Source organism: Pseudomonas sp. GW823-FHT02C02, from assembly GCF_058797635.1.
The window spans coordinates 186,274-200,069 of the sequence record NZ_JBXAJV010000012.1 but is presented as its reverse complement, the minus strand read 5'-3'; the positions used below and the strand labels follow the sequence as shown (position 1 = coordinate 200,069).

At 60.9% G+C, this 13,796-nt stretch carries 12 protein-coding genes; 9 read left to right on the top strand and 3 right to left on the bottom strand.

Features of this window, described 5'->3' with window-relative positions; all coding sequences use genetic code 11:
- Positions 1-32 precede the first annotated feature (32 nt).
- On the bottom strand, positions 33-1,571 hold the full coding sequence (locus AC1ROI_RS21600) for an HDOD domain-containing protein (RefSeq protein ID WP_010464215.1): 1,539 nt from the start codon (positions 1,569-1,571) through the stop codon (positions 33-35).
- Between the two features lie 166 nt (positions 1,572-1,737).
- On the opposite strand from AC1ROI_RS21600, the gene motA reads away from it, so the two are divergent.
- Together motA and motB are read left to right on the top strand one after the other, a co-directional pair.
- A complete protein-coding gene (gene motA / locus AC1ROI_RS21595) occupies positions 1,738-2,589 on the top strand; it encodes a flagellar motor stator protein MotA (RefSeq protein WP_010464213.1) in 852 nt (283 codons plus the stop codon).
- 3 nt (positions 2,590-2,592) lie between these two features.
- Positions 2,593-3,621, top strand: coding sequence for a flagellar motor protein MotB (gene motB / locus AC1ROI_RS21590; protein ID WP_102594084.1), 1,029 nt, complete (start codon positions 2,593-2,595; stop codon positions 3,619-3,621).
- Positions 3,622-3,842: 221 nt separating this feature from the next.
- On the opposite strand, the gene rsgA is transcribed toward motB, so the two are convergent.
- Entirely contained in the window at positions 3,843-4,874 is a 1,032-nt protein-coding gene (gene rsgA / locus AC1ROI_RS21585) for a small ribosomal subunit biogenesis GTPase RsgA (RefSeq protein ID WP_010464204.1), read from the bottom strand.
- Between the two features lie 107 nt (positions 4,875-4,981).
- Between rsgA and orn the strand changes: the two genes are divergently transcribed.
- Positions 4,982-5,524, top strand: coding sequence for an oligoribonuclease (orn, locus tag AC1ROI_RS21580; protein WP_007995036.1), 543 nt, complete (start codon positions 4,982-4,984; stop codon positions 5,522-5,524).
- Between the two features lie 222 nt (positions 5,525-5,746).
- Entirely contained in the window at positions 5,747-6,358 is a 612-nt protein-coding gene (locus AC1ROI_RS21575) for a trimeric intracellular cation channel family protein (protein ID WP_007945604.1), read from the top strand.
- Here the strand turns inward: AC1ROI_RS21575 and queG are convergent.
- On the bottom strand, positions 6,340-7,419 hold the full coding sequence (gene queG / locus AC1ROI_RS21570) for a tRNA epoxyqueuosine(34) reductase QueG (RefSeq protein WP_083375176.1): 1,080 nt from the start codon (positions 7,417-7,419) through the stop codon (positions 6,340-6,342). The two genes, AC1ROI_RS21575 and queG, sit on opposite strands and share 19 nt — an antisense overlap.
- 63 nt (positions 7,420-7,482) lie before the next feature.
- Between queG and AC1ROI_RS21565 the strand changes: the two genes are divergently transcribed.
- From AC1ROI_RS21565 to miaA, 5 genes are read left to right on the top strand one after another with little or no spacing between them, the layout of a single operon-like run.
- A complete protein-coding gene (locus AC1ROI_RS21565) occupies positions 7,483-8,982 on the top strand; it encodes an NAD(P)H-hydrate dehydratase (protein ID WP_102594082.1) in 1,500 nt (499 codons plus the stop codon).
- Positions 8,970-9,440 (top strand): tRNA (adenosine(37)-N6)-threonylcarbamoyltransferase complex ATPase subunit type 1 TsaE, encoded by a 471-nt coding sequence (gene tsaE / locus AC1ROI_RS21560; protein WP_077750238.1) that lies wholly within the window; start codon positions 8,970-8,972, stop codon positions 9,438-9,440. The genes AC1ROI_RS21565 and tsaE overlap by 13 nt, the downstream gene beginning before the upstream one ends.
- Before the next feature lie 48 nt (positions 9,441-9,488).
- Positions 9,489-10,868, top strand: a complete 1,380-nt coding sequence (locus AC1ROI_RS21555; RefSeq protein ID WP_370654465.1) for an N-acetylmuramoyl-L-alanine amidase — start codon at positions 9,489-9,491, stop codon at positions 10,866-10,868.
- Between the two features lie 8 nt (positions 10,869-10,876).
- Entirely contained in the window at positions 10,877-12,787 is a 1,911-nt protein-coding gene (gene mutL, locus AC1ROI_RS21550; protein ID WP_172962167.1) for a DNA mismatch repair endonuclease MutL, read from the top strand.
- Positions 12,787-13,758 (top strand): tRNA (adenosine(37)-N6)-dimethylallyltransferase MiaA, encoded by a 972-nt coding sequence (gene miaA / locus AC1ROI_RS21545; protein WP_010464198.1) that lies wholly within the window; start codon positions 12,787-12,789, stop codon positions 13,756-13,758. The genes mutL and miaA overlap by 1 nt, the downstream gene beginning before the upstream one ends.
- The last annotated feature ends 38 nt before the right edge of the window (positions 13,759-13,796 follow it).

Sequence of the window (13,796 nt, the reverse complement as noted above, 5' to 3'; positions counted from 1 at the left end):
AGAGCACAAAAGGGAGGATTGTAGCGCAGCATTCATTGACCGCGCTGGCTAAAGCTATGGAGTGCCTTTTCAATGCACTGCGCGGTTTTGCCGAAGGCTTGCACGGTGATTTCCGAGAACGGCCCGCCGCCCTGATCCGCCACAACGACCATGATCACCCGACCATTGTTGACCAGCGAGCGCAGCAGCAGGTGTTCGCCGCGAAACTGCGCACGCAGGCTGGCGGGTAGCAATGCCGAGAACTGGGCGTTGTTGGCCGGGGTCAATCGCACCTGGGCCTGTTGCGAGAGCAACCGTTGCAGCACGGTGCTCTGACTCACGACCAGGTTTAGCCCCGCCGCTTCCTTCGCCAGCCCGGCTGTTTGATGCGCACGCAAATTGGCGTGAGTGCGGTCAGCCATCAATATCATCACTCGACGCATACCGCATGCGACCAGTGCGTCCCGGGCCGACGTGGTCAAGTGCATCGCATTGGTGAAGCGGCTCGGCTCAACCAGCAGTTCAGCACATTGTCTACGCCATGCCGTCAGGTTTTCGGTGGTCGGTGCTGGTGCCGGCAGCAACCCGGCGTGAATGCGGTTCACGCCCGAGGGCCAGATCAACGCTACGGCGGGGTGCCAGATGTCCGGCATGGCGTGCTGGTGCGCGCTGTTCACGGCTTGTTGATGCAGTTGCTGCTGCACGTCGCTCATCGGCATTTGCAGGTAAAGGCTGGTCAGGTATTGCCAGCGCTCGCTGTGCGGGCTGTCCCAGGCCTGTTGCGCCGACAGTGCCAGCCCATTGGCCAGCAACACGGTATTGGCCGGTTGGTTGAGCCAGCGACGCAAGGTCGGATCGTCATCGAGGCGGTTTTGCTGGCGCAAGGGATGCTCGCTGTCCCGGGCAATGCGCAGGACTTTGACCAGTTCGCGCTGCTCGTTGAGCAGCAGGCGATAACCTTGCTGCACCCAGATTGGCAGGCGCCAGATGTCCACCAGCGCCTGGCAGATGTCCAGCAGGCGAACGCCGAACAGGTCCTTTTCGACTTTGCGCGCTGACTCGCCTTTATGAATGACCCGCAGTTCCCATTCTTCGAGCAACTGCGGATGAGTCAACGCCATCGGCCAGAGCGGCGAGAGAAACAGCAGGCTGCCCCAGTGGATGTCCTGCCAGAGCCGCGCCAGGCGAGCGGCAAAAAAACCGTTGGCCTGTTGGGTCGCGTGCTGGCTGATCATCTGCAGCTGACGCAACGCCACCGGGATCTGTGATTGCGGTTCGGCAGGCAACCGGGCGAGCAATTCCTCGGTGCGTTTCAACCCGAGACGATTGATCGCCACCTCAAGGTTTTCCGCCGGGTCGGTCATGCTGCCGTGGGTATGACGATTGGCTTCACGAATCACGCTCAAGGCCAGGGCCGGGCTGTCCTGCAACAATTCGGCGATGTCGCGAATCGAGCTGCGGTTGTCGGCGAGGGCCTTGCAGACACGGTCGTGACTGTCTTGCGGAACCGGCAGACGCACGCCATCGAGAAGCTTGACCCAGCCTTCAAGAGTGGTTGGTTTTGGGATCGGGGTGTTCGTTTCGTTAGCCATGGTTGGACGTGATCATCGTCTGCATTACCTATGCCCAGAGAGGGCTAAATTAGCTTTTCGCTTGAACTGGCTATAGTCTGGCGCAGTTTTGCCGATAAGTAGAAGAAGAGATTTTTTAACTTCCGAATATGACCTTGAACCCGACTCAGTAAGTGCTCTCCTACCTATGGCTAAAATAATCGGCATCATCGTCGTATTCGCGAGCGTGCTCGGCGGATACGTGCTTTCCCACGGCAAGATTGCCGCCCTGATTCAACCTTTCGAGGTGATGATTATCGGTGGTGCGGCCCTCGGTGCATTCCTGCAGGCCAACCCAGGTCACATGTTCAAACTCGTTCTCAAGAAAGCGCTGGGAATGTTCAGTTCGCGCTTCAACCACACGTTCTATCTGGAAGTGCTGGGCCTGATCTACGAGATCCTCAACAAGAGCCGCCGCGAAGGCATGATGGCGATCGAAGGCGACATCGAAGACGCCGCCGCGAGCCCGATCTTCGCCAAGTACCCTGCGGTTCTGAAAGATGACCGCATGACCGCTTACATCTGCGATTACCTGCGCATCATGTCCTCCGGCAACATGGCGCCCCATGAGCTCGAAGGTCTGTTCGACATGGAACTGACCAGCCTCAAGGAAGACCTCGATCACCCGTCCCACGCCGTGAACGGCATCGCCGACGCCATGCCTGGCTTCGGTATTGTCGCGGCCGTATTGGGTATCGTGGTGACCATGGCCTCCCTGGGTGAAAGCGATCAGAAAATGATCGGCTTACACGTGGGTGCGGCACTGGTAGGTACTTTCTTCGGTATTCTCGCCGCCTACGGCTTCTTCGGCCCGCTGGCCCATGCCCTGGCCCACGAAGCCAAGGAGGAGCTGAACGTCTACGAAGCCATCAAGGCTTCGCTGGTTGCTTCGGCTTCCGGCATGCCGCCATCGCTGGCAGTGGAATTCGGCCGCAAGGTTTTGTACCCGGCGCACCGTCCTAGCTTCGCTGAGCTGGAACAAGCGGTTCGCGGTCGCTAAGTCATGGAAAACAACCAGCCGATAATCATCAAACGCGTAAAAAAATACGCGGCCGGACATCACGGGGGCTCCTGGAAAATCGCCTTCGCGGACTTCGCGACGGCGATGATGGCGTTCTTCCTGGTGCTGTGGTTGCTGTCCACCGCCACGCCGGAACAGAAGATTGCCATCGCCGGTTACTTCAAGGACCCGGTCGGTTTTTCCGAAAGCGGCACGCCATACATCATCGATCTGGGCGGCTCCCCGACCCTGGCGCCGGAGAACACCCTCAACCCTGAGGTGAAGTCTCAGCCGCAGCCGGACCGAGTCACCGTCGACACCGACCAGGTCGAAGGCATGGCCGAACAGGTGGAGAAGGAACGCCTGGAACTGTTGCTGCAAGAATTGCAGAACAAGGTTGATGAAAACCCGCAGCTGCAAAAATTCAAGGACCAGATCCTGTTCGAAATCACACAGGACGGCTTGCGCATCCAGATCATGGACGCGGAAAACCGGCCTATGTTCGACTCAGGCTCAGCGCGTCTGAAACCGTATTTCGAAGACATCCTGCTGGCCATGGCCGACACCATCAAAGCGGTGCCGAACAAGATCAGCATCAGCGGCCATACCGATGCCAAGCCGTACTCGGGCACCGGTGATTTTGGTAACTGGGAACTCTCAGCCAACCGTGCCAACGCCGCCCGCCGTGCCCTGGTCGCCGGCAGCTATCCGGATCAGCAAGTGGCGCGGGTGGTCGGTTATGCCTCGTCGGCGCTGTTCGATCGCGAGAACCCGTTCAACCCGGTCAATCGCCGGATCGACATCGTGGTGCTGACCAAAAAGGCCCAACGCGCCATCGAAGGTTCGCAAGGCGTTGAACCGGCACCTGCGCCAACGCAAGGGCAGGGCGGTCCGGGCGAAGTGCCGGCCACGCCGATCGATCCGAACGCATTGCCGGCGGATAAACTACCGCTGCCGGCCCATGAGCTTCGTGAGCGATTGAATATCTTCGAAGACCCGGCACCGAAACCGGCGGAACCGCCGAAGCAGTGATCCACAACAATCAAGCCGACAGAGATGTCGGCTTTTTTGTGCGTCTTTCACGGGGTTGGACGTCACTGCATTTTTAGCGTGGACATAGTCCCTGTGGGAGCGAGCCTGCTCGCGAAGGCTTTGTGTCAGGCGACGGGGGGAGGGCGGTGTACATATCCATTTCTGCGGTAACGGCCGCCCATGGATCATGTTCGTGGCATCACGAACATGATCACGGCTACTTAATAACTGGTTTCCGGCAAACTGGCGATGATCGAGCGATAGCTGTTCATCCGCTGCTGCTGCACGCGACCCTCTTCCAGCGCCTTGAGCAAGGCGCAACCCGGCTCGCGGTCGTGCTTGCAGTCGCGGAAGCGGCAGGTGCCGATCAAGTCGTTGAACTCGATGAAACCGGCTTCGACGTCGGCACGGCTGACGTGACCCAGACCGAATTCGCGGATACCCGGGGAGTCAATCAACTCACCGCCACCGGGGAAGTGGAACAACCGCGCGGTCGTGGTGGTGTGGGTGCCCTGGCCGGACAGCTCGGACAGCGGGCCGACACGGGCTTCGACTTCCGGCAGCAGGCTGTTGACCAGCGAGGACTTGCCGACGCCGGACTGGCCGACGAATACGCTGATGCGTCCGTCCAGCTGTTTTTGCAGCTGTTCCATGCCGTTGCCGTGGTGCGCCGAGACCTCCAGCACCGGGTAACCCAGCGTGCGGTAAACCGCCAGCAAGGCATTCAGCGCCGGGGCGTTCTGCTCGTCGATCAGGTCGAACTTGTTGAGCAGCAGCAGCGGACGAATCCCGGCGTGCTCAGCAGCGACCAGGTAACGGTCGATCAGGTTCGCGTGCGGCTCGGGCAGCGGGGCGAAGACGATGACGATCATATCGACGTTGGCTGCAACGGGCTTGAGCTGACCACGGCTGTCCGGACGGCAAAGTTCGGTTTTACGCGGCAGCTGCGCCACGATTACCCCGATGCCTTGGTTGCCGGCACGCCAGACCACCTGATCACCGGTCACCAGCGCTGGGAGGTTGGCGCGCAAATGGCAGCGGAACACTTCGCCGGCCAGTTCGCCCTCAAGGGCTTCGACTTCGACCTGCACACCGAAGTGCGCGATCACCAGGCCCGTCTGTTCCGGACCCAGGTCGCCGCCCTCAAGTGCCTCGACAGCCGAGGACTCGCGTTTGGCGGCGCGGGCAGCGCGTTCACCTTGGATCTTTTCGATGCGCCAGTTTTGACGACGATTGAGTTGGCGTTTGGCCATGGGTGTTCCGTATCAAGAATGCAGCGATTAGGTAAAACGGCCGCGAGTTTAGCACGCCCGGGCGCCGCCCTAGGCTAAACTGCGCAGCATTGCCTAGGAGCCGACACATGCAAAACCCGCAGAATCTGATCTGGATCGACCTGGAAATGACCGGTCTGAACCCTGATACCGACGTCATCATCGAAATGGCGACCATTGTCACCGACAGTGACCTGAACACCTTGGCCGAAGGGCCGGTGATCGCCATTCACCACAGCGACGAGATCCTCGCCGGCATGGACGAGTGGAACACCCGTCAACACGGCGGCTCGGGCCTGACCCAACGGGTGCGCGACAGCCGCATCAGCATGGCCGAAGCCGAAGCCGAGACCATTGCCTTCCTGGAGAAATGGGTGCCAAAGGGCAAGTCGCCGATCTGTGGCAACAGCATCTGCCAGGACCGTCGCTTCCTTTATACCCACATGAAATCCCTGGAAAGCTACTTCCACTACCGCAACCTCGACGTATCGACCCTGAAAGAGCTGGCCGCACGCTGGGCACCGGACGTGCGCGACAGCTTCAAGAAAGGCAGCACCCACCTGGCCCTGGACGACATCCGCGAATCCATCGCCGAGTTGCAGCACTACCGCAAGCATTTCATCAAGTTCTGAAGGGTGTCGGGCCTTTGTGGCGAGGGAGCTTGCTCCCGCTCGGCTGCGAAGCAGTCGTAAAACCTGCAAATGCGGTGTGACTGGAAGAATGCCGGGGAGCGCTTCGCGCTCCAGCGGGAGCGAGCTCCCTCGCCACAGGTTGCGTGTAATGCGTTCTCTTGCCCTCTTTTGGTGCCGGGACTAAATGGCTAGACTGCGCGCCTTTCTGCAAGGACCGCCACCATGCTGCTGATGCTCTACCTGATCGCCATCACCGCCGAAGCCATGACCGGTGCCCTGTCCGCTGGTCGTCGCGGCATGGACTGGTTTGGTGTGGTGCTGATCGCCTGCATTACGGCGTTGGGCGGCGGTTCGGTGCGCGACGTGCTGCTCGGTCACTACCCGCTGACGTGGGTTAAACACCCGGAATACCTGGTGCTGACATCGATTGCAGCCATGTTCACGGTTTTCGCTGCGCGCTGGATGCGTCACTTGCGCTCACTGTTTCTGGTGCTCGACGCCGTGGGGCTGGTGGCATTCACCCTGATCGGCTGCATGACCGCCCTGGAAATGGGTCACGGCATGCTGGTGGCCTCGGTCAGCGGCGTGATCACCGGGGTGTTCGGCGGCATCCTGCGCGACATCTTCTGCAACGACATCCCGCTGATCTTCCGCCGCGAACTCTACGCCAGCGTCTCGTTCGCTGCGGCGTGGTGCTACATGCTGTGCATCTACCTGCAATTACCCGGCGAACAGGCGATTTTGATCACGTTGTTTGGCGGTTTCCTGTTGCGGTTGCTGGCGATTCGTTTCCACTGGGAAATGCCGAAATTCGTTTATAACGACGAAGCCTGACGCTCGGCGTGTTGTTTCAGCGCCCACTCGACGTGTTCCCGCACCAGTTCCGACGGATAGTCGCGCCGCGCTTTCAATGCTTCCAGCACCGGAATGCTCGAGGGTGCGTTCCCTAGCCCGACGGCGAGGTTACGCAACCAACGCTCGTAACCGGCACGGCGCAATGGTGAACCTTCGGTGCTGCTGAGGAACCTGTCCTCATCCCACATGAACAGTTCGGCCAGTTCGGCGTTGTCCAGGTTATGCCGTGGCTTGAAGTCGCTTTCGCCGGACGGGCGGGCGAAGCGGTTCCACGGGCAGACGATCTGGCAGTCATCGCAACCGAACACCCGGTTGCCGATCAACGGGCGCAAATCTTCGGGGATCGCGCTTTTCAGTTCGATGGTCAGGTAAGAAATGCAGCGCCGGGCGTCCAGCACATAGGGGCCGACGAAGGCGTTGGTCGGGCAAATGTCCAGGCACGCAGTGCAGCGTCCGCAATGTTCGGTGCTGTGCGGTGGATCGACTGGCAGCGGCAGATCGACAAAGAGTTCGCTGAGGAAGAAGTAACTGCCGGCCTTGCGATTCAACACCAGGGTGTTTTTGCCGATCCAGCCCAGGCCGGCCTTTTCTGCAATGGCCTTTTCCAGCACCGGCGCGCTGTCGACGAAGGCGCGGTAGCCGAACGGCCCGATGACCGCCTGAATTTTTTCTGCCAGTTGTTGCACACGTTTACGGATCAATTTGTGGTAATCGCGGCCCAAGGCATAACGCGATACGTAGGCTTTTTCCGGTTGGGCCAGCAATTGCGCCATTTGGGTATCGCCGGGCAGGTAGTCCATGCGCAGGGAAACTACGCGCAACGTACCTGGGACAAGCTCTTCGGGATGCGAGCGTTTGCTGCCGTGGGCGCCCATGTAATCCATTTCGCCGTGGTAGCCGGCCGCCAGCCAGCGCTCCAGGTGCTGCTCATGCTCGGCCAGATCGAGGCCGCTGATGCCGACTTGCTGAAAGCCCAGCTCGCGGCCCCAGTCCTTGATGGATTGGGCGAGGGCGGGCAGGTCTGTAGTAATAGCGGGCATGAGGCGAGAGAAACCGGAGCTGAGGTGCGTATAATTCTGCCAGACATCGGAGCCCGAAGACGCATGCCGCACACTAAAGATGATTTACCCGACGCGCTGTACAGCGCCGCGCACGTGCGAGCCCTCGATGCGAATCTGATCGCGGCCGGCACGCCGGGCTTCGAATTGATGCAGCGTGCAGCGCGAGCGACCTGGCGTGGACTCGTCCGTCAGTGGCCGTCGGCGAATGAATTGACCGTCGTGGCCGGTCGCGGTAATAACGCCGGTGACGGTTATCTGGTGGCGGTGCTGGCGCGACGTGCCGGTTGGCATGTCCGGGTCTTGGCGGCTGGCGATCCCCAGCGTTTGCAGGGGGACGCGGCGCTGGCCCATGCCGAGGCGGTGTCCGAGGGCATTGCGGTTCAAGCCTTCACTGCGCAGTCGGAATTGCGTGGAATTGTGCTCGACGCCTTGCTCGGTACCGGTTTGACCGGCGAAGTGCGAGAGCCCTTCGCCAGCGCGATCACCGCAATCAACGCCAGTGGACTGCCGGTGGCGGCGGTGGATATCCCTTCGGGTTTGTGCGCCGATACGGGGCGCATATTGGGCACGGCTGTCCGAGCTGATCTGACCGTGACCTACATTGCCTTGAAGGTGGGATTGTTCACGGGTGACGCGGCGGATGTGGTCGGCGAGCTGGTGTTCAACGATCTGCAAGCCAGCGCCGAGTCGTTTAACGGGGTCGACATTGATGCACGGCGCCTGACAGCCGGTAATTTGCCGCGTCTGGCAGGCCGCGCGCCAACCGCCCATAAAGGCAAATTCGGTCACGTCTTGCTGATCGGCGGTGATCGTGGCTTCGGCGGTGCCATTCTACTGAGCGCGCAGAGCGCATTGCGCAGTGGTGCGGGCATGGTGTCCGTGGCCACACGCAGTGAACATCTGCCTGCGGCGTTGGCGAGAATTCCTGAAGCGATGGTGTTGGGCACTTCCTCGGCCAATCAACTGATGGAACTGCTGCAAAAGGTTTCCGTGTTGGTGGTCGGCCCGGGCCTGGGTCAGGCTGCCTGGGGGCGCAGTCTTTTGTCGGCGGCGGCCAACGCGCCGTTGCCGCAAGTCTGGGATGCCGATGCGTTGAATTTGCTGGCTTCAAACCATGTGAGCTTGCCCAAGGACTGCGTGATCACGCCGCATCCGGGTGAAGCGGCGCGGTTGCTGGGGATCAGCACCGCCGAAGTCCAGGCTGATCGCCCGGCGGCAGCTCATGCATTGAGCAAAAAATATACAGCTGTTGTGATTCTTAAAGGCGCCGGCAGTCTGATCGCCAGCCCCGACGGGCGCCTGGCGTTGTCTCATCAAGGGCATCCGGCCATGGCCACCGCGGGTTTGGGTGATGTGCTGGCCGGTCTGGTCGGCGCGTTGCTGGCCCAAGGCATGGACGCGTTCAACGCTGCTTGTCTGGCGGTCTGGCTGCACGCCAATGCCGGCGAGCAACAAGGTAAATCGGGCCGCGGGCTGGCGGCCAGTGATCTGATCCCAGCCATTCGTCAGTTGTTGGAGGAGCAAGCACCGTGTCTGAAGTAACCCTGTACCTGGCCGATGAAGAGGCGATGACCGCATTTGGCGCACGCATCGCACAAACCACCCAAGGGCACGGTCTGATTTTTCTGGAAGGCGATCTGGGGGCGGGGAAAACCACGCTGTCACGGGGCATTATCCGTGGCCTGGGGCATGTGGGGGCGGTAAAAAGTCCGACGTTCACCCTGGTCGAGCCTTACGAAATCGGCGACATCCGGGCCTTCCATTTCGACCTCTATCGACTGGTTGATCCGGAAGAACTGGAGTACCTCGGTATCCGCGACTACTTCGAAGACGACGCGCTGTGCCTGATCGAATGGCCCCAGAAGGGTGCAGGCTTTTTGCCAAAGCCCGACCTGACCATTACCATTAGCCCGCAAGACAGCGGGCGTTCGCTGAAAATTTTGTCCCAGGGCTCGCGCGGCGAGTCGTGGTGTGCCGCTTTGGCATTGGAATCCAATTAAATGATGGGGTCAGGTATGCGCTTTCGCGCGATGGTAGCTGCCGTAGGGATGTTGTTTTTGGCGGTGACCGTCGACGCTGTGGCCGAGACTAAGGTCAACAGCGTTCGCCTGTGGCGGGCGCCGGATAACACACGGTTGGTGTTCGACCTGACCGGGCCGGTGCAACACAGCGTTTTCACCCTGACCTCCCCGGATCGGCTGGTGATCGACATCAATGGCGCCTCCCTTGGCTCGCCGCTGAACGTCAACACCTCGAACACCCCGATTACCGCCATGCGCTCGGCCCAACGCACGCCGACCGATTTGCGGGTGGTCATCGACCTGAAAAAAGCTGTTACGCCAAAAAGCTTCACCCTGGCGCCAAATGCCCAGTACGGCAATCGACTGGTGGTCGACCTGTTCGATAACGCCGCCGATGCCGCGCCAATACCGGCGCCGACCAATGTCGCGACGGTGGCGCCGGTGCCGGTCACGCCGGTAGAGCCTCCGGTGAAGCTGCCGCCTGCGCCTGCCGGCAAACGCGACATCATCGTGGTGATCGACGCCGGCCACGGCGGCGAAGACCCGGGTGCCTCGGGGTCTCGCGGTCAGCGTGAAAAAGACGTGGTGCTGGCCATCGCCCGCGAATTGCAACGCCAGGTCAACGGCATGAAAGGCTTCCGCGCCGAACTGACCCGTACCGGCGACTACTTCATTCCATTGCGCGGCCGTACCGAAATCGCCCGCAAGAAAGGCGCCGACCTGTTCGTCTCGATCCACGCCGATGCCGCCCCTTCGGCTGCGGCGTTCGGTGCGTCGGTGTTTGCCCTGTCTGATCGCGGCGCCACCTCGGAGACGGCCCGTTGGCTGGCCGATAGCGAAAACCGTTCCGACTTGATCGGCGGTGCCGGCAACGTCAGCCTCGACGACAAGGACCGCATGCTCGCGGGCGTGCTCCTCGATCTGTCGATGACGGCTTCCCTGACGTCCAGCCTGAACGTTGGTCAAAAAGTCTTGAGCAACATCGGTCGCGTCACGCCGCTGCACAAACAGCGCGTGGAGCAGGCCGGGTTCATGGTGTTGAAGTCGCCGGACATCCCGTCGATCCTGGTCGAAACCGGGTTCATCTCCAACGCCAACGAAGCGTCCAAACTGGCTGCCGCGAACCACCAGCAGGCGCTGGCCCGTTCGATCAGCAGTGGCGTGCGCCAGTTCTTCCAGCAGAACCCGCCGCCGGGCACCTACATCGCCTGGCTGCGTGATTCCGGCAAGATCGCTCAAGGCCCACGTGACCACCGGGTAAACCCGGGTGAGACGCTGGCGATGATTGCCGTGCGTTACCAAGTGTCTCCGGCCACATTACGCAGCGCCAATAACCTGAAAAGCGACGAGCTGAAAATCGGTCAGACCCTGACCATTCCCGGCACAGAACTGGCGTCCAAAGAATGAATCAGGTGTTGACCCATGCGGCTCGCATCGAGCTGCTCAGCCCGCGACTGGCGAACCAGATTGCCGCCGGTGAGGTGGTTGAACGCCCGGCGTCGGTGATCAAGGAGTTGCTGGAGAACAGCCTCGACTCCGGCGCCCGGCGCATCGATGTCGATGTGGAGCAGGGTGGCGTCAAGCTGTTGCGGGTGCGCGATGACGGCAGCGGCATTTCGGCCGATGACCTGCCGCTGGCCCTGGCGCGACACGCCACCAGCAAGATTCGCAACCTGGAAGACCTCGAGCAGGTCATGAGCCTCGGGTTTCGCGGTGAAGCCCTCGCCTCGATCAGCTCCGTGGCGCGTCTGACCCTGACGTCCCGGACCAAGGATGCCGACCAGGCCTGGCAGGTCGAGACCGAAGGCCGGGACATGGCCCCCCGGGTTCAACCCGCTGCCCACCCGGTGGGCACCTCGGTTGAAGTGCGCGATCTGTTCTTCAACACCCCGGCGCGGCGCAAATTCCTCAAGACTGAAAAAACCGAATTCGATCACCTGCAAGAAGTGATCAAGCGTCTGGCGCTGGCGCGTTTCGACGTGGCGTTTCATTTGCGTCACAACGGCAAAACCATCCTCAGCCTGCACGAAGCCCATGACGACGCGGCCCGTGCGCGGCGAGTGGCAGCGATTTGCGGTTCAGGTTTCCTGGAACAGGCGCTGCCGATCGAAATCGAACGCAATGGCCTGCATTTGTGGGGTTGGGTCGGGTTGCCGACGTTCAACCGCAGCCAGGCGGACTTGCAGTATTTTTTTGTGAACGGCCGTGCCGTGCGCGACAAACTGGTGGCCCACGCGGTACGCCAGGCGTATCGCGACGTGCTGTTCAATGGTCGGCACCCGACGTTCGTGCTGTTTTTCGAGGTCGATCCGGCCGGTGTCGACGTCAACGTGCACCCGACCAAACACGAAGTGCGCTTCCGTGACGGGCGTATGGTCCACGACTTTCTCTACGGCACCTTGCACCGCGCCTTGGGCGATGTGCGACCGGATGATCATCTGGCTGCGCCGGTGGCGACGGCGATCGTTCGGCCGACCGGCATAGACGCCGGTGAATTCGGTCCCCAGGGTGAAATGCGCCTGGCGGCCAATGCCCTGCTGGAGCAACCTCAGGCGCAGCCGTCGTTCAATACGCCGGCAGGCTCAGGCTCAGGCTCAGGCGCCGGCGCCGGTTATCAATATCAATACACGCCGCTTCCTCAGTCCGGCGTGCCAGCGGCTGAGGCCCAGGCGGCGTACCGGGAGTTTTTTGCACCTTTGCCAGAGGCAAATGCCGTCGCGCTCCCGGCCGGTCAGGATGATATTCCTCCATTGGGCTACGCATTGGCGCAGCTCAAGGGTATCTACATTCTCTCGGAAAACGCCCAAGGCCTAGTGCTGGTGGACATGCACGCCGCCCACGAACGGATCATGTACGAGCGCCTGAAAATCGCGATGGCCAGCGAAGGCCTGAGCGGCCAGCCGCTGTTGGTGCCGGAATCGTTGGCGGTTAGCGAGCGCGAAGGCGATTGCGCCGAAGAAAACGTCGCGTGGTTCCAGCGTCTGGGCTTTGAACTGCAGCGCCTCGGCCCGGAAACACTGGCGATCCGGCAGATTCCAGCCTTGCTCAAGCAAGCTGAAGCGAATCGATTGGTGAGTGATGTGTTGGCCGATCTGATGGAATACGGCACCAGCGACCGTATCCAGGCGCACCTCAACGAACTGCTTGGCACCATGGCCTGCCACGGCGCGATTCGGGCAAACCGGCGTCTGGCGCTGCCGGAAATGAACGGTCTGCTGCGGGACATGGAAAACACCGAGCGCAGCGGTCAATGCAACCATGGCCGACCGACCTGGACCCAATTGGGCCTGGACGATCTGGACAAACTGTTCTTGCGCGGTCGTTGATGAGCCAGCTCCCACCTGCGATTTTCCTGATGGGCCCGACCGCAGCGGGCAAGACTGATCTGGCCATCGAACTCACCAAAGTGCTGCCTTGCGAGCTGATCAGTGTCGATTCGGCGCTGGTCTACCGCGGCATGGACATCGGCACCGCCAAGCCTTCGAAAGAGATTCTGGCCGAGTTTCCGCACCGTTTGATCGATATTCTTGATCCGGCCGAGAGCTATTCGGCGGCGGATTTTCGCCGTGATGCGCTGGAGGCGATGGCCGAGATCACTTCGCGAGGCAAAATTCCGCTGCTTGTAGGCGGCACGATGCTCTACTACAAGGCTTTGGTGGAAGGACTGGCAGAAATGCCGGCGGCGGATCCCGAGGTTCGTGCGCAAATCGAAGAAGAGGCTGCACGCCTTGGCTGGCAAGCCCTGCACGAACAATTGGCGCTCGTAGATCCGGTTTCGGCGGCGCGAATTCATCCGAACGATCCGCAGCGACTCAGTCGAGCGCTGGAAGTTTATCGCGTCAGCGGTCAGAGCATGACCGAGCTGCGGCTGAGACAAAGTGCGCAAAGTACTGAAGCAGCCGCTTCGGGACTGCAACAATTGCCCTATACTGTCGCGAACTTGGCCATTGCTCCGGCAAATCGCCAGGTACTGCACGAGCGAATTAAACAAAGATTCACAGTTATGTTGGAACAGGGATTCATTGACGAGGTCGTAGCCCTGCGTAAGCGAAGTGACCTGCATTCCGGGTTGCCGTCTATACGTGCGGTAGGCTACCGACAAGTCTGGGACTACCTGGATGGCAAGCTGACCCAAGCCGAGATGCAGGAGCGTGGAATCATCGCCACGCGCCAATTGGCAAAGCGTCAGTTCACCTGGCTGCGCAGCTGGGCTGATTTACACTGGTTGGACAGCCTGGATTGCGACAATCTGCCGCGCGCCTTGAAATACCTGGGGACCATCTCCATATTGAGCTGAGTCCTTGCAATTGCCGTCTATCCTTGGGGGTGTGACGG